A 15,421-nucleotide genomic window follows, 5' to 3' on the forward strand; every position below is an offset into this window, starting at 1 on the left:
AGTTTGTATATCATAAAATTTACTTAAAAATCAATATTATTATATTAAAATTAATAAAGATGCATCTTTAAAAATATATAAATTTAGAGTATTAATTTTAAACCCAACAATTTGAGCATTAAAAGTGATATTATTAAATTAGAAGTATCTTAACTTAATATAATAAGATGGGAGAGGTGGCTATGTTAAATGAAGAAAAAACTTATCAAGAAAAGGATGCTAAAGCATTTAATGGAGTAGTAGCTTTGATAATGATTATCTTGTTTTTAGTAGTTTCAATAGGTGTTATGGTTTTTGGAATAATAAAACTTGACAATGGATTTACTGGAATAGGTTCGTTTATGTTAGTTTTAAGTATTTTATTTATAGTGATAGATTTTATACTGTGCTTTGGACTAAAAATGATTAACCCAAAAGAAGCTATAGTTCTAGTTTTATTTGGGAACTACTATGGAACTATAAAAAAAGAAGGATACTATTGGGTAAATCCATTTTGTTCAGCAGTAAATCCAACATCATCAGGAATTAATGTATCAAAATCTTCATCTACTGAAAAAGTAGATATATCCTCTAATCCAAGAGGAAAGAAAGTATCTTTAAAAACAATGACTCTTAATAATGAAAAACAAAAAGTTAATGACTTATTAGGAAATCCTATTATAATAGGTGTTGTTGTAATTTGGAAAGTTATAGATGCAACTAAAGCTGTATTTAATGTTGATAATTATAATACTTTTTTATCAATTCAATGTGATTCAACTATTCGTAATGTTTCAAGACTTTATCCATATGATGTGTCTGAAGATGGTGATGAAAAATCTCTTCGTGGTAGTAGTCAAGAGATAGCAGATAAATTACAAAAAGAATTACAATCTAGGGTAGATATTGCAGGAATTGAAGTATGTGAAGTAAGAATTACTCACCTTTCTTATGCACCAGAGATTGCAGCGGCTATGTTACAACGCCAACAAGCAGAAGCTATAATAGCAGCACGTAAAAAGATTGTTGAGGGGGCTGTAAGTATGGTAGAGATGGCATTAACTAATTTAAGTGAGAATAATGTCGTGACTTTAGATGAGGAACATAAAGCAGCTATGGTGAGCAATTTATTGGTTGTTCTTTGTGGTAATAAAGATGCACAACCAGTAGTAAATAGTGGCTCAATTTATTAGTATAAAAGTAATATCATTAAATTAAGAGTATTTAATTAATATGTAATAAAATCAAGAGTGATTAGCTTGTATATAAGAAAATCAGTAAATTAAGGATATTTTAATTAGAGTGTAAGAAAATCAATAAATTAAAAATGTTTAAATTGCATGCAAGTAAATTAAGGGGATGTAACAAAGATAAATTAAATAGCTATAAAAAAGAGGGTGTCTCTAATGAATTAAATTCATATAGAGACACCTTTTAATCAATAATATTATTTTATAATTAGTCTAAGCTTCTAAGGTCTTCCATAAGTTTAGTCTTGTCAGCCGTTTTTTCGTCTTTCATTTTTATAACTTTAGCAGGAGAACCAGCAACAACAGCACCAGCTTCTACATCAGTAGTTACAACAGCACCAGCTGCAACAACAGCACCTTTACCGATTCTAACACCTTCAAGAACAACTGCATTAGCTCCTATTAAAACATCATCTTCAACTATAACAGGAGTAGCAGAAGGTGGCTCTAAAACACCAGCAACAACAGCACCAGCGCCTAAATGAACATTTTTACCAAGAGTACCTCTAGCACCAATAACAGCATTCATATCTACCATAGAACCTTCACCGATAACAGCTCCTATATTTATAACAGCTCCCATCATTACAACAGCATTTTTTTCTATAGTAACCATATCTCTTATTATTGCACCTGGTTCGATTCTTGCATGTTCACTTAAAGTATTTTTTAGAGGAATAGCAGAATTTCTTCTATCATATTCCACATGAGTATCTATTATATCGTTACCATGTTTATCTAATACTTCCATTATATCTTCATAGTCACCTACAAATACATAAGAACCATTGTTTCCAAATACTTTAAATTTATCAGTTGATTGGAAATGTAAAGAGTTAGTATTTACATATACTTTAACAGGTGTTTTCTTTTTAACTTCTTTTATATATCTTGCTATTTCATAAGCATCGTTTAAATTTACCATTTGTTAATTCTCCTTGTATTTCATTATATTTCTTTTATTATATACTCAGATATACTAATTTATCAACTTTAGTATATACTTACTATTATTTATTTTTTAATAGCATTATTATTTTAGCATAATATTGAGTAAATTTATTTGTTATATCATATATTTTTACTTGTTTATATTTTTTACTTGTGATATAGATTTTTACTATCCTAACATACTATCCATGTTATAAAATCCTGGTTTTTGTTTAACCAAGTATTTAGCAGCAGCTATAGAACCACTTGCAAAAATACCACGAGATTGAGCTTGATGACTTATTGTAAGGACTTCATTATCTCCAGCAAATAGAGCATCATGTTCACCAACGATATTTCCACCTCTTATAGCGTGGATACCAACCTCATTTGGTTGTCTTTTTGCACTACGCCCATATCTACCATAATTATTTTCAACGTTTGGTAAAACCTCTTTTATAGCGTTAGCAATCATAACAGCTGTACCACTTGGGGCATCTACTTTTCTGTTGTGATGTTTTTCTATTATTTCTATATCGAATCCTTCTAATAATTTAGCTGCATCTTTAACCAATTTCACTAATACATTTACACCAAGAGACATATTATATGATTGGAATACAGGAATAACTTTAGCCGCTTCATGTATTCTATTAATTTCTTCATCATTATATCCAGTAGTAGCAATTACTAAAGGAGTTTTAGTTTTTAAAACATAAGATAAAATATTATCTAAATTAGAGTGATGAGAAAAATCTATAACTACATCAGCTTCTTCAACTATAGTATTCATATCTTCATAAATTTTAAGATTGCCTTCACAGCTATCCATACCTCTAGCTGCAACACAAACTAATTCTAGTTCACTATCATCTCTTATAGTATCGGCTAAAATCTTGCCCATTTTTCCATCATAACCAGTTGCTATAACTTTTAACATAATTTCCTCCTATGATTAAGGGCTAACTTTTGACCAAACTTAGTCTTTTATCATGCATTAATTTGTACTATGCATTAACTTTTAGTCCAAAGTTAACTAATTCTTTCTTTAATACCTCTAAGTTTGCTGGGTCCATTTCTGCTAGAGGAAGTCTTAAATCTCCAACATTGAATCCTAATAAATTCATTGCAGTCTTAACTGGTATAGGATTTACTTCTATAAATAAAGCAGCGATTAAAGCATCCATACCAAGTTGTAATTTTCTAGAACCTTCTATATCGCCTTCAAAGAATTTAGCTACTAAATCGTGTGTTTCTTGAGGGCAAACATTAGCAAGTACTGATATAACTCCTTGACCTCCTAAAGACAATAAAGGAAGTATAGTATCATCATTACCAGAGTAGATAGCAAAGTCGTCTGGAACTAAGCTAGCTATTTCTGCAACTTGTCCTAAGTCCCCACTAGCTTCCTTTACAGCAACTATATTATCTATCTTAGCAAGTTCAACTATGAGACTAGGGCTTATATTAACACAAGTTCTTCCAGGTACATTGTAAAGTATAATTGGAAGTTTAACACTGTTAGCGATTGTTTCAAAATGACGTTTAAGTCCAGCTTTATTGGCTTTATTGTAATAAGGAGTTATTATTAATAGAGCATCTACTCCTAATTTTTCAGCTTCTTGACTTAAATTAACTGAGTGCATAGTATCATTAGAACCACTTCCTGCGATAACAGGAACTCTTTTATTAACTTTTTCAACAACATACTTAATAGTAGCAAGTTGTTCTTCATCAGTCATAGTATTAGCTTCGCCAGTAGTACCACAAGCTACTATAGCATCAGTACCGTTAGCGATTTGGTATTCAACTAATTCACCTAATTTGTCAAAATCAACTTTGCTATCCTTTGTAAATGGAGTAACTAGAGCAACAGCAGAACCTTTAAATATCATAAAAAATCAATCCCCTCTTTTTTAGTTTTGTGTTTTATATTACAGTTACTTCTAATGCTTATCTTTACTTATTATTAATATTTTACAAAATCATATATTTATACAAATTTGTATACTATACTAAATCATATGATATAGCCATTTCAGCTATTTGGATTGCATTAGTTGCAGCACCTTTTCTTATATTGTCAGCAACAACCCAAAGGTTTACACCATTATCAACACTAAAGTCTCTTCTAATTCTTCCAACAAACACTTCATCTCTATCATCAAATTCTACAGCAGTTGGATATTCATTTTTAGCAGGATTATCAACTACTACAACTCCTGGAGCTTCTTCAAGTGTTTTTACTAAGTCTTCTAATTCAAATGGATTATTAAACTCAATGTTTATAGATTCACTATGACCATTTTTTACTGGAACTCTTACAGTAGTTGCAGTTATTTTTAAGTCGTAGTTATCAAGTATTTTCATAGTTTCGTTTACCATTTTCATTTCTTCCTTAGTATATCCATTTTCAGTAAATGAATCTATATGAGGAAGACAGTTATAAGAAATTTGATGTGGATAGAATCCAGTAGGATTACCAGTCATTCCTTTTTCTAAATCTTCAACCCCTTTAACACCAGAACCAGATACAGCTTGGTAAGTAGAGTAAACAACTCTCTTAATTTTGTATTTGTCATCAAGAGGTTTAAGAGGAACCATAGCTTGTATAGTAGAGCAGTTTGGATTAGCTATTATACCTTTATGTTTTTTTATAGCTTCTGGATTTACCTCAGGAACAACCAAAGGAACATCTGGATTCATTCTCCATTGACTAGAGTTATCTACTACCAAGATTCCATTTGATGCAGCTATTGGAGCATATTTTTCACTAATGCTTCCTCCAGCAGAGAATAACGCTATTTGTATTCCTCTATCAGTAAATGAAGTTTCTTTTAATTCTTCTACTATATATTCTTTACCACAAAACATTACTTTAGAACCAGCAGATTTAGAAGAAGAGAATAAAAATAGATTTTCTATTGGAAAATTTCTTTCTTCTAATACTTTTAAAAATGTTCTACCTACCATTCCAGTAGCACCAACTATTGCCACATTTACTTTTTTCATATTAAATTCACCCCAATTTTTAATTATTAAAACATTATTTGATTTTAGCTATACAAGTAAGATATGTTAATATTTTTATATGTCTAAAAACTTTAATATTATATTAACAACTTTAATTATATACAAAAAACGTACAAAGGTATACTTTGTACGTCTAGTTTATCACTCAAAGTAAACCCTGTAGCTCATCACCTATACAAATAAGTGACAGTATTACACATCTTATGTGTAATCCCAGAAAATATTATTGCAAGAAATATTTTCTTCGGCTATAAATCCTTTTTCCAATCATTAACGCTTGCCAGCTCCTATTGGATACTCTTATTTACAGCTACCTCTACCCTAGGTTAATAGGATATTAAAATTTGATTATTCTAATAATAATACATATTTTAGAAAAAATCAACTTATTTATAGAAATATTGCTAAAATTTAAATCCAAAATTTGTCAATTCTTGTTTTAAGACATTAAGATTAGCTTCTTCCATTTCAGCTAAAGGAAGTCTTAAATCTCCAACATTAAAACCTAAAATATTCATAGCAGTTTTAACTGGAACTGGATTTACTTCTATAAATAAGGCGTCAATTAAAGTATCCATATCAAGTTGTAATTTTTTAGAGCCTTCAATGTCACCTTCAAAGAATTTAGTTACTAAATCATGGGTTTCTTTAGGGCATATATTAGCAAGTACAGAGATAACACCACTTCCACCTAATGATAATAGAGGTAGTATAGTATCATCATTACCGGAGTATATAGCGAAGTCTTTAGGCACTAATTTAGCTATTTCTGCAACCTGAGCTAAATCTCCACTAGCTTCCTTCACAGCAACTATATTATCTATTTTAGCAAGCTCAGCCACAACAGATGGCTTTATATTTACCTTAGTTCTTCCTGGTACATTATATAAAATAATTGGTAATTTAACGCTTTTTGCTATTGTTTCAAAGTGAAGTTTAAGACCTTTTTCATTAGTCTTATTATAGTAAGGAGTTATGATTAAAAGACCATCCACTCCCAATTTTTCAGCTTCTTGGCTCATATGAACAGACAACATAGTATTGTTTGAACCAGTACCTGCTATAACTGGTATTCTCTTGTTGACTTTTTCAACTGTATATTTTATTACAGCAAAAATCTCAGATTCACTCATAGTAGTAGCTTCACCTGTTGTTCCACAAACAACTAGTGCATCTGTGTCATTTTCAATATGGTATTCGATTAATTCACCTAATTTTTCAAAGTTGACATTGTTATCCTCCATAAATGGGGTAACTAAAGCAACAGCAGAACCTTTAAATAACATATAATCAAATCTCCTTTTTTATTTAAATTTAATTTTTTAAGTACAATAATAATTATAGTACAAATTAATTAATTTTAATAGGTATAGTTAATATCTTAACTGTATAAAGTAAGATATTTATATTATATTAATATTAAAAAAATTTAAAATAAATGTTTTATTCTCAAAATATGCATATTAATTTAATAAAATATACCAAAATGGAAATAAAAAATAAATTTTATGCGAATTTAATAACTAATAATTAATATATTTAGGTTATAATAAATATGTGCGTAAAAATAAATAATAAGCATTAACATAGAAAATTTAGGAGGAATAATATGGATACTTTAAAGGAACTTTTTAAAATAGGAAGTGGACCTTCAAGTTCTCATACTATGGGGCCACAAAGAGCAGCGGAAAGATTTAAAAATGAAAATCCAGATGCAGAAAGTTTTAGAGCAATATTATATGGTAGTTTAGCTGCTACAGGAAAAGGTCACTTAACAGATTATATAATTGAAAAAACTATAGCTCCAAAGAAAGTTGAAATCGTTTGGGAGGAAGATATAATAAAAGATTTTCATCCAAATGGAATGAAGTTTGAAGCTTTAGATAAAGATGGAAATGTGACAGCTGAATGGACTGTATATTCTGTTGGTGGAGGAACTATAGCAGAAGAAGGTCAAAGAAACAGTAAAAGCAATAGTATATATCACCTAGACACTATGGATGAAATAGTAAAATGGTGTAAAGAAAATAATAAAACTTTAGTTGATTTTGTGTTAGAATGTGAACCATCTGATATAAAAGACTATATAAAAACTATAAAAGATGCTATGAGAAAATCTATTGATGATGGACTAAGCACAGATGAAGTAATACCAGGTAAATTATTATTAAAAAGAAGAGCAAATAATTTTTATAAAGCGTATCAAGAAGATAAAAGTTTTTCAACACTTGTATATGCATATGCACTAGCAGCTTCAGAGCAAAATGCTTCTGGTAATATAATAGTTACAGCACCGACTTGTGGTTCTGCTGGGGTAATACCAGGAATATTCTTTGCAATGCAAGATTTTTATAAATACGATGATGAAAAAATAATTGAAGCATTACTTGTAGCTGGAATAATTGGAAATATAATAAAAACTAATGCATCAATATCTGGTGCAGAAGTAGGATGTCAAGGTGAGGTTGGAGCAGCTTGTTCGATGGCAGCAGCGGCAGTAGCATATTTAAAGGGTGGTACTATAGACCATATTGAATATGCAGCGGAGATAGCACTTGAACATCATCTAGGAATGACTTGTGACCCTGTATATGGATATGTTCAAATTCCATGTATAGAAAGAAATGCAATGGCAGCTCAAAGAGCTTATGATGCAGCTAAGTATGCATTATTAACTGATGGCTCACATTCTGTCTCCTTGGACCAAGTCGTTGAAACAATGAAAGAAACTGGTATCGATATGATGGATAAATACAAAGAAACTGCAAAAGGTGGACTTGCTAAACACTTCTTCTCTTGCTAAAATTAAAAATTTTTCAATAATAATTCCCCTGTTTTGATTTATGAAACAGGGGAATTATTATTAATGGTGAATTATTTAATAATGCAAAATATTTTTATATTCAATTTAGTTTTTTATTTTTAAATATGAAAGTATATTATATAATATTTTAATTATAAGAGATATAGAAATATTTTTATAATAAATTATAATTTGGAGGAGATTACATGAGAGAGGCATCGTATTTACAAGAACAACTTTACAAGCATAGGAATGCATTAAATCCTATTGCAGAAATTGGAAGAAAAGAGTATAAGACTTCAAAATATATAAGGGATTATCTTGATAAAATAGGAGTTGAATATGAAGTTTATTTAGAAACAGGAATAGTAGGTGTGATAGAAGGTAAAAGGCCAAGAAAAGATATAGCTTTTAGAGCTGATATAGATGGTCTTCGTAGTGAAGAAGGTGTAAAACATTTATGTGGCCATGATGGACATGCTACTATATTGCTTGGATTAATTGAGTATTTAAATGATAATAAAGAAGATTTAAATGATAATGTTGTATTTATATTCCAACCAGCAGAAGAAGGGCCAGGTGGAGCAAAAGCATTGATAGATGCAGGTGTGCTTAGAAAATACAATGTGGATGAGATATATGGGCTTCATATATACCCAGAATTACCAGAAGGTTATGTAGGTACAAGAGAAGGATACTTCATGGCTCAAATAGGAGATATTGATATAGAAATAGTATCTAAAAGTGGACATGGAGCTATGCCACAAAATGGAATTGATGGTATAGTGATAGCTTCAAACTTTATAAGTTCACTTCAAACTATAGTATCAAGAAATATAAGTCCAATAGACAATGCAGTGTTGACTATAGGTAGAATTGAAGGAGGGGCTAGAAGAAATATAATAGCTGAAAATATAAAGATGGAAGGCACTATTAGATGTTTTAATCCAGAAGTGTATGAGAGAATGAAACTTAGAGTTAAAGAACTTGCTAGAGGCTTTGAATTGTCTTATAACTGTAAGGTAAATATAAATATTATGGATGATTATATAGCTGTTAAAAATGATAAGGACTTGTATAAAGAGTTTGTAGAAGCTGTTGGAAAGGATACGGCCATAGAATTAGACCCACTTATGATATCAGAAGATTTCTCTTATTATCAAAAAGAAGTTCCAGGACTGTTCTTTATGTTGGGTTCAAGAAATGAAAAAAAAGGATTTGTAAATGGACTTCATAATATAAACTTTAACTTTGATGAAAAAATATGTGTGAATGCACTAAATGTCTATGCAAAACTATTAAAATATAAAAAAGCAATAGATTAAAATATATTCAGTTTTGTAATGAATAAGTTGTAGATAGCTTATATAAAAAGGTCAATTTTTTTGGTAAGACTGTAAATAACATATATTAAAATTATAAATAACACATACTTAGAAAGAATAATTTTAAAAAGTCATAAATTTAAAATACTTACATTTAAAAACATATGAATTGATAAATACCCCTTACTTATTTGTATAAATTTCTTTTAATTGACAAAAATACAAATAAGAAGGGGTGATTTTTTTGAAAGAAAATATGAAAAGAGAAAAGAAGATAACTAATGGCAAGAATACTAAAATATTGACAAATGATGATATAATGAAATATGAGATAGCCTCTGAACTAGGTCTTATGGACAAAGTTGGAGAACGTGGGTGGGCAGGACTTACAGCTAAAGAAGCTGGAAGAATTGGAGGTATGCTTACATCACGCAAAAAGAGGCTGAGAAAGATTGTGGAGGGGCAGAATAAAAAGGATGAGTCAATATAGTGATTTTGCGTTTGTATATGATGAACTTATGAATGAAGTTGATTATGATGGATGGGTTAAATATATAGAAGATATAATAGCTAATGAAGGTGTAAAAGTAAAAAATATATTGGAATTAGCATGTGGTACAGGTAATCTCACAATTCCATTAACTAAAAAGAGCTATGATATAGCTGGAATTGATATATCTGATGAAATGCTTAGTGTAGCAAGAGAAAAGGCAGAAAAAGAAGGCGTAGAGTTAGTTTTACTTCAACAAGATATATCAGAGCTGGACTTTGATATATCCGATTTGGATTGTGTACTTTGTGCTTGTGATGGATTTAATTATATAACTTATGATGATGATTTAGAAAATGTATTTTCAAAAACATATGAATTATTAAAGAAAGATGGAATCTTTATATTTGATATAAGTTCATTTTATAAATTAGCCAATATATTAGGAAATAATATGTATGGAGAAAACAGAGAAGAGATAGCTTATATGTGGCAAAATTACTTTGATGATGAAGAAAATTTGATTGAAATGGAACTGACATTTTTTATTAAAGATGAAGATGGAAAGTTTGAAAGATTTGAAGAAGTACATCAACAAAGGGCATATACTGAGGATGAAATAATTGATATGCTTAAAAAATCTGGATTTAGGGATATAAAATCTTATGGAGATTTTACATTTGAAAAACCTAATGAAGAAAGTCAAAGGATATTCTTTGTATGTAAAAAATAAAGCTTTTATTGTTGTGTACAAAAAGAAGTGTTATTAATATAAAATATTATTGATGAAAATATAAAATGTTATTGATGAAGGTATAAAATATTATTGGTAAAAATAAAAAAGGTAAAGTTTTCTGTATTAAAAATTAAAGTAATTTAAAGTAGTAATATAGAAAAAAATAATAGTATAGAAAAATAGTATGATTAACAAAATGTGGAGGAATACAGATGAAAGATTATGTACTAAGAGCGACATCAGGAAATGGTCAAGTTAGAGCATTTGTTGCAACTACTAGAAATACAGTAGAAGAAGCTAGAAGATTACATGAAACTACAAAAGTAGCAACAGCAGCACTTGGTAGAACATTAACAGCAACATCTATAATGGGATTGATGATGAAAAATGACAGTGATAAATTGACTGTAATAATAAAAGGTGGTGGACCAATTGGAACTATCATCGCAACAGCAAATTCTAAGGGGATAGTAAAAGGCTATGTAGGAAATCCTCATGTAGAAGTTGAAGATTATCCAAATGGAAAGTTGAATGTTGCAGCAGCAGTGGGGACAGAAGGTGTTGTAAAAGTTATTAAAGACTTAGGTCTTAGAGAGCCATATAATGGAACTTATCCATTAGTAAGTGGAGAAATTGCAGAAGACTTTACTTATTACTTTGCAGTGTCAGAACAAACTCCATCAGTGGTGGCTTTAGGTGTTCTTACAAAAGAGGATGAAGTTGAGTTTGCTGGAGGCTTTATAGTTCAATTAATGCCAGATGCAGAAGAAGAAACTATCGCAAAATTAGAAGAAAATGTAGCTAAATTACCTTCAATAACTAATATGTTAAAGGAAGGAAACTTACCAGAAGATATATTAAATAGAGTTTTAGATGGTTTAGAGCCTAAAGTACTTGATACTTGTGAAGTTGGATTTGAGTGTGAGTGCTCAAAGGAAAGAGTTAAAACTGCTTTAGTGGCAATAGGGAAAAAATCTTTGGCTCAAATAATAGAAGAAGATAAACAGGCAGAAGTTGGATGTCAGTTCTGTAACGAGAAATATATGTATAGTGAAGAAGAGTTGATTGAAATTTTAAAGGAAATGTAGAATAAAATGAATGTGGAATATTAAAATAGTAGCATTAATAGTGGAATATTAAAATATCAGTATTAATATAGAAATTTAAATATAATCCATTAAAAATAAGAATTATATGTTAAAAGATGTTAAGAAAGAAATCTAAGATATGTTGAGAAAGATAAACTTAATAAATTTTAAGAATTAAAGGGCTTTCTAATTGCAGTATTTGTAATATTGCGATTGGAGAGCTTTTTTAGTTTATTGTGCCTTGTGTCAAAGATTGTATAAAGCTACAAATTATTGTAAAATAATTTGTGTATTTTAACCTATTTACAACAAAAATTTACAAGATATTTGAATTGATAAAAAGGAGAAAATTTTAAGAATGGAAAACAAAAAAAAGCACATAGTCATAAGTATATTAATACTGTTTATGATATTTATAATGGCTATTAACCTTAATGGTAAACTTGAGACACCTATTCCACAGAGCAATAGCAGAAAATTTAAATCTAATGCTGTATTTTACCCACAGCATCAAGATGATGAAGTCTTATGGGGAGGAAGTGCTATTGTTAATGCAATAAAACAATGTGGAACTGATAATGTATATGTTGTGTTGGTATCAGATGGCTCTGGAGTGAACGTTTTTAGAGCTAATACTAAATTTAGAAATTTAACTAGGAAGCAAAAGGAAGAGCTTAGGAACAATGAATTTAAGTCAGCACTAAAAGAGCTTGGAGTAAAACAACAAAATATAATTATACTTGCTGATATAGATAAAAAAGAGGGGACACATTATAAGTTAATGGAAAAGACAATATTAGATTTTGAACATAAATTTAAGGGTGATGTCACTCATATAGCTCATCATTATAAGTACGATGACCATATAATGCATAGAAAAAATGGGGCAGTTTTAAAGAAGCTTAAACGTGAACGTAAGATAAAAGATGACTTGTATTTTATAAAACCAAAATATGTAAAGTACATACCAAGAAATGAAAGAACTATTTATAAAGCAACTAATTTTAATGATTATAGTAAGGTCAAAAGTGCGTGTTATGAATATAAGGTTGTAAATTCAAAACGAAAAATGTATGGTATAGGGTATATCTCAGCACATAGCTATTTTGAAAACCTTTTAAATGACCCTGAACTTACGTCTGTGTTAAGTGAAGATTAAAGTAATTTACATAAAGGTATCTTAAAAATATTATTTACTAATGATAAAAAAGTATTTGAGAATAATAAGAATATATTATGATTAGACAAGGTTTAGTATCTCAGTTATGATTTTAAAAATCATTTTGAGGTACTTTTTTTATGCTATTAATAAGTTTATACAGACTTTTTATATGAAATTTTAAACCCTACAGTATACAACCAAGGGATAGGTCACGTGCTATAATTTGCTATAAAAACAATTTAGGAGGTTAAAGTATGGGTAATGAATTTATAGTTTTAAAAGAATGTAAGGAAAATAATCTAGATAATATTTCATTAAAAATACCAAAAAGAAAAATAACTATATTTACAGGTGTATCTGGTTCTGGAAAATCATCTATTGTTTTTGAAACAATTGCAAAAGAATCACAACGTCAATTAAATGAGAGATTTAGTACTTTTGTAAGAAGTTTTTTACCTAAGTATGGAGAAGTTAAAGCTGATTGTATAGAAAATTTATCAACACCGATTATTATAGACCAAAGTAGACTTGGAGGTAATTCAAGGTCAACCTTAGGTACTATCACAGATGTAAATTCCTTTTTAAGGGCTTTATATTCTAGATTTGGAAGCAAGCATATAGGTAATGCTAACATGTTTTCCTTTAATGATGTTAATGGTATGTGTCCAGATTGTCATGGGATTGGGAAAAAACTAATACCTAACATGAAGCATATTCTTGATATGAATAAATCGCTAAATGAGGGTGCTATTTTACTTTTAGGTTTCGGAGTGGGTTCTTGGCACTGGAATATATTTGCCGAATCAGGATACTTTAATATTGATAAGAAAATATGTGATTATTCAGAGAAAGAGCTGAAAAAATTTTTATATGGTGAGCCAGAAAAGATTACAGTAGAAGAAACTGGAAAAATAAATATGACATATGAAGGCTTAATGGTTAAGTTTAATCGTCTATATCTAAGTAAAGAAGGAGAAATTTCTGAGACTACTAAGAAAAAATTGAGTAAACTCCTTATAGAAGACAAGTGTCCTGTTTGCAATGGAAGAAGACTTCATGAAAGCGTATATAAATCTTTAATTAATGGCTACAATATTGCAGACTTGACAAGTATGCAACTTGATGAATTAGTTAAGGTTATTAAAGATATAAATGAGCCAGAAGCACAACCTCTACTTAAAGGAATACTAGAAAAACTAAATAACATCATAGATATAGGTCTAGGGTACTTAACTTTAGATAGGGAAACATCATCACTATCAGGTGGAGAATCTCAGCGTGTAAAGATGGTAAAATATTTAAATAGTAACCTTGTAGATTTGATGTATATTTTTGATGAGCCAAGTATAGGTCTTCATCCAAGAGATGTTTATAAATTAAATAATCTTCTAAGAAAATTACGTGATAAAGGAAATACAATTATAGTTGTTGAGCATGACCCAGATGTTATTAAAATTGCAGACCACATTGTAGATGTAGGTCCAAAAGCTGGTAGGTATGGGGGTAAAGTTGTATATGAAGGAAGTTATGAAAAGTTGCTTTCAAGTGGGACATTGACAGGAAATGCCTTAAATAAAGCTCTTTCTATTAAGGAAAATGTAAGAGAACATAGAGGATATTTAGAGGTTAAAGATTGTAATCAAAACAATTTAAAAAATATATCTATAAAGATACCTAAAGGTGTATTAACTTTAGTGACAGGAGTAGCAGGGGCTGGTAAGAGTACATTAATTAAACATGAATTTTTAAAGCAAAATACAGATGCTGTATTAATAGACCAAAGCCCTGTATCAGCTAATTCTAGGTCAAGCTTAGCAACATATAGTGGAATTATGAACGATATAAGAAACAGTTTTGCAAAAGTAAATGGTGTTAAAGCGTCTTTGTTTAGCTCAAACTCAGAAGGAGCTTGTGATAATTGTAAAGGCTCTGGAACAGTACAAACAAACCTTGCATTTATGGAAAGTATAAAAAGTACTTGCAATATTTGTGAAGGAAAAAAATTTAAAAAAGAAGTTTTAGAATATAGATTTCAAGGGCAAAATATAATAGAAATTCTTGAAATGTCAGTTTCAGATGCGATTGAATTTTTTAGTCTAAAACAGATTAAAAAGAAATTACAGTGCATTGAAAAAATGGGAATCGGATACCTTACTTTAGGGCAAACTCTGGATACATTATCTGGAGGAGAGTGTCAAAGATTAAAGCTTGCTAATGAATTAAATAAGGAAAGTTCAGTGTATATATTAGATGAACCGACAACAGGTCTTCATATGGCTGACATTGAAAATTTTATAAGTATAATTGAAGAGATTGTAGATAATGGAAATACAGTTATCATAATTGAACATAATATAGATATAATTAAAAGAGCAGATTGGATTATTGATATGGGTCCTGAGGGAGGGACAAAAGGTGGGAAAGTAATCTTTGAAGGAACTCCAAAACAATTGTCTAACAATAAAATATCGCTAACAGCAAAATATATAGTATAATAAATAAAATACTATAAATATAGATGATATATGAGTAAATATAATGGGTATATAATATGATAGTTAAGTTTAACAATAATAAATAATATGATAAATATTCAAATTTAATTAAATATAGTGTCAGAAATCC

General features: G+C 29.4%; 13 protein-coding genes and 1 riboswitch. Of the genes, 8 read left to right on the forward strand and 5 right to left on the reverse strand.

Annotated features, from left to right (window positions below):
• The first annotated feature begins 182 nt into the window (after positions 1 to 182).
• Positions 183 to 1,172 carry an SPFH domain-containing protein gene (locus IR151_RS06545; RefSeq protein WP_227433721.1) on the forward strand — a complete coding sequence of 330 codons (990 nt, stop codon included), beginning with the start codon at positions 183 to 185 and terminating at the stop codon, positions 1,170 to 1,172.
• 265 nt (positions 1,173 to 1,437) lie between these two features.
• On the opposite strand, the gene dapD is transcribed toward IR151_RS06545, so the two are convergent.
• The 5 genes from dapD to dapA (IR151_RS06570) form a co-directional block, all read right to left on the reverse strand.
• Positions 1,438 to 2,154 carry a 2,3,4,5-tetrahydropyridine-2,6-dicarboxylate N-acetyltransferase gene (dapD, locus tag IR151_RS06550; RefSeq protein WP_227433722.1) on the reverse strand — a complete coding sequence of 239 codons (717 nt, stop codon included), beginning with the start codon at positions 2,152 to 2,154 and terminating at the stop codon, positions 1,438 to 1,440.
• Positions 2,155 to 2,349: 195 nt separating this feature from the next.
• Positions 2,350 to 3,099 carry a 4-hydroxy-tetrahydrodipicolinate reductase gene (gene dapB, locus IR151_RS06555; RefSeq protein WP_227433723.1) on the reverse strand — a complete coding sequence of 250 codons (750 nt, stop codon included), beginning with the start codon at positions 3,097 to 3,099 and terminating at the stop codon, positions 2,350 to 2,352.
• A 67-nt stretch (positions 3,100 to 3,166) separates the two neighbouring features.
• Complete coding sequence (gene dapA, locus IR151_RS06560; RefSeq protein ID WP_227433724.1) at positions 3,167 to 4,054, reverse strand: 4-hydroxy-tetrahydrodipicolinate synthase; 888 nt, start codon at positions 4,052 to 4,054, stop codon at positions 3,167 to 3,169.
• Positions 4,055 to 4,169: 115 nt separating this feature from the next.
• Positions 4,170 to 5,171, reverse strand: a complete 1,002-nt coding sequence (locus IR151_RS06565; protein WP_227433725.1) for an aspartate-semialdehyde dehydrogenase — start codon at positions 5,169 to 5,171, stop codon at positions 4,170 to 4,172.
• Positions 5,172 to 5,344: 173 nt separating this feature from the next.
• A riboswitch (Lysine riboswitch) is annotated at positions 5,345 to 5,519 on the reverse strand.
• A 77-nt stretch (positions 5,520 to 5,596) separates the two neighbouring features.
• A complete protein-coding gene (dapA, locus tag IR151_RS06570) occupies positions 5,597 to 6,478 on the reverse strand; it encodes a 4-hydroxy-tetrahydrodipicolinate synthase (protein WP_227433726.1) in 882 nt (293 codons plus the stop codon).
• 323 nt (positions 6,479 to 6,801) lie between these two features.
• On the opposite strand from dapA (IR151_RS06570), the gene IR151_RS06575 reads away from it, so the two are divergent.
• The 7 genes from IR151_RS06575 to IR151_RS06605 all read left to right on the forward strand — a co-directional run bounded on the left by IR151_RS06575 (position 6,802) and on the right by IR151_RS06605 (position 15,291).
• Positions 6,802 to 7,995: an L-serine ammonia-lyase gene (locus IR151_RS06575; protein ID WP_227433727.1), complete on the forward strand. Its 1,194-nt coding sequence runs from the start codon at positions 6,802 to 6,804 to the stop codon at positions 7,993 to 7,995.
• A 206-nt stretch (positions 7,996 to 8,201) separates the two neighbouring features.
• The gene (locus tag IR151_RS06580) at positions 8,202 to 9,320 is read left to right on the forward strand and encodes an N-acetyldiaminopimelate deacetylase (RefSeq protein ID WP_227433728.1); all 1,119 of its coding nucleotides are present in this window, start codon (positions 8,202 to 8,204) and stop codon (positions 9,318 to 9,320) included.
• Between the two features lie 256 nt (positions 9,321 to 9,576).
• Positions 9,577 to 9,810 (forward strand): small, acid-soluble spore protein, alpha/beta type, encoded by a 234-nt coding sequence (locus IR151_RS06585; protein ID WP_227433989.1) that lies wholly within the window; start codon positions 9,577 to 9,579, stop codon positions 9,808 to 9,810.
• Positions 9,797 to 10,543 (forward strand): class I SAM-dependent methyltransferase, encoded by a 747-nt coding sequence (locus IR151_RS06590; protein ID WP_227433729.1) that lies wholly within the window; start codon positions 9,797 to 9,799, stop codon positions 10,541 to 10,543. The genes IR151_RS06585 and IR151_RS06590 overlap by 14 nt, the downstream gene beginning before the upstream one ends.
• Before the next feature lie 215 nt (positions 10,544 to 10,758).
• Positions 10,759 to 11,634 (forward strand): Hsp33 family molecular chaperone HslO, encoded by an 876-nt coding sequence (gene hslO / locus IR151_RS06595; RefSeq protein WP_227433730.1) that lies wholly within the window; start codon positions 10,759 to 10,761, stop codon positions 11,632 to 11,634.
• A gap of 358 nt (positions 11,635 to 11,992) precedes the next feature.
• Positions 11,993 to 12,793 carry a PIG-L family deacetylase gene (locus IR151_RS06600; RefSeq protein ID WP_227433731.1) on the forward strand — a complete coding sequence of 267 codons (801 nt, stop codon included), beginning with the start codon at positions 11,993 to 11,995 and terminating at the stop codon, positions 12,791 to 12,793.
• Positions 12,794 to 13,050: 257 nt separating this feature from the next.
• Positions 13,051 to 15,291 carry an excinuclease ABC subunit UvrA gene (locus IR151_RS06605; protein WP_227433732.1) on the forward strand — a complete coding sequence of 747 codons (2,241 nt, stop codon included), beginning with the start codon at positions 13,051 to 13,053 and terminating at the stop codon, positions 15,289 to 15,291.
• Positions 15,292 to 15,421: the final 130 nt, after the last annotated feature.

This window comes from Clostridioides sp. ES-S-0006-03 (assembly GCF_020662275.1).
GTDB lineage: Bacteria > Bacillota > Clostridia > Peptostreptococcales > Peptostreptococcaceae > Clostridioides.

Bases quoted from the DNA above. Each gene is read 5' to 3' on its own strand.
- dapA (WP_227433726.1), bottom strand. From the start codon at position 6,478: ATGTTATTTAAAGGTTCTGCTGTTGCTTTAGTTACCCCATTTATGGAG.
- IR151_RS06590 (WP_227433729.1), top strand. From the start codon at position 9,797: ATGAGTCAATATAGTGATTTTGCGTTTGTATATGATGAACTTATGAAT.
- IR151_RS06575 (WP_227433727.1), top strand. From the start codon at position 6,802: ATGGATACTTTAAAGGAACTTTTTAAAATAGGAAGTGGACCTTCAAGT.
- IR151_RS06545 (WP_227433721.1), top strand. From the start codon at position 183: ATGTTAAATGAAGAAAAAACTTATCAAGAAAAGGATGCTAAAGCATTT.
- IR151_RS06580 (WP_227433728.1), top strand. From the start codon at position 8,202: ATGAGAGAGGCATCGTATTTACAAGAACAACTTTACAAGCATAGGAAT.
- dapD (WP_227433722.1), bottom strand. From the start codon at position 2,154: ATGGTAAATTTAAACGATGCTTATGAAATAGCAAGATATATAAAAGAA.
- IR151_RS06565 (WP_227433725.1), bottom strand. From the start codon at position 5,171: ATGAAAAAAGTAAATGTGGCAATAGTTGGTGCTACTGGAATGGTAGGT.
- dapA (WP_227433724.1), bottom strand. From the start codon at position 4,054: ATGATATTTAAAGGTTCTGCTGTTGCTCTAGTTACTCCATTTACAAAG.
- IR151_RS06605 (WP_227433732.1), top strand. From the start codon at position 13,051: ATGGGTAATGAATTTATAGTTTTAAAAGAATGTAAGGAAAATAATCTA.
- IR151_RS06585 (WP_227433989.1), top strand. From the start codon at position 9,577: ATGAAAAGAGAAAAGAAGATAACTAATGGCAAGAATACTAAAATATTG.
- hslO (WP_227433730.1), top strand. From the start codon at position 10,759: ATGAAAGATTATGTACTAAGAGCGACATCAGGAAATGGTCAAGTTAGA.
- IR151_RS06600 (WP_227433731.1), top strand. From the start codon at position 11,993: ATGGAAAACAAAAAAAAGCACATAGTCATAAGTATATTAATACTGTTT.
- dapB (WP_227433723.1), bottom strand. From the start codon at position 3,099: ATGTTAAAAGTTATAGCAACTGGTTATGATGGAAAAATGGGCAAGATT.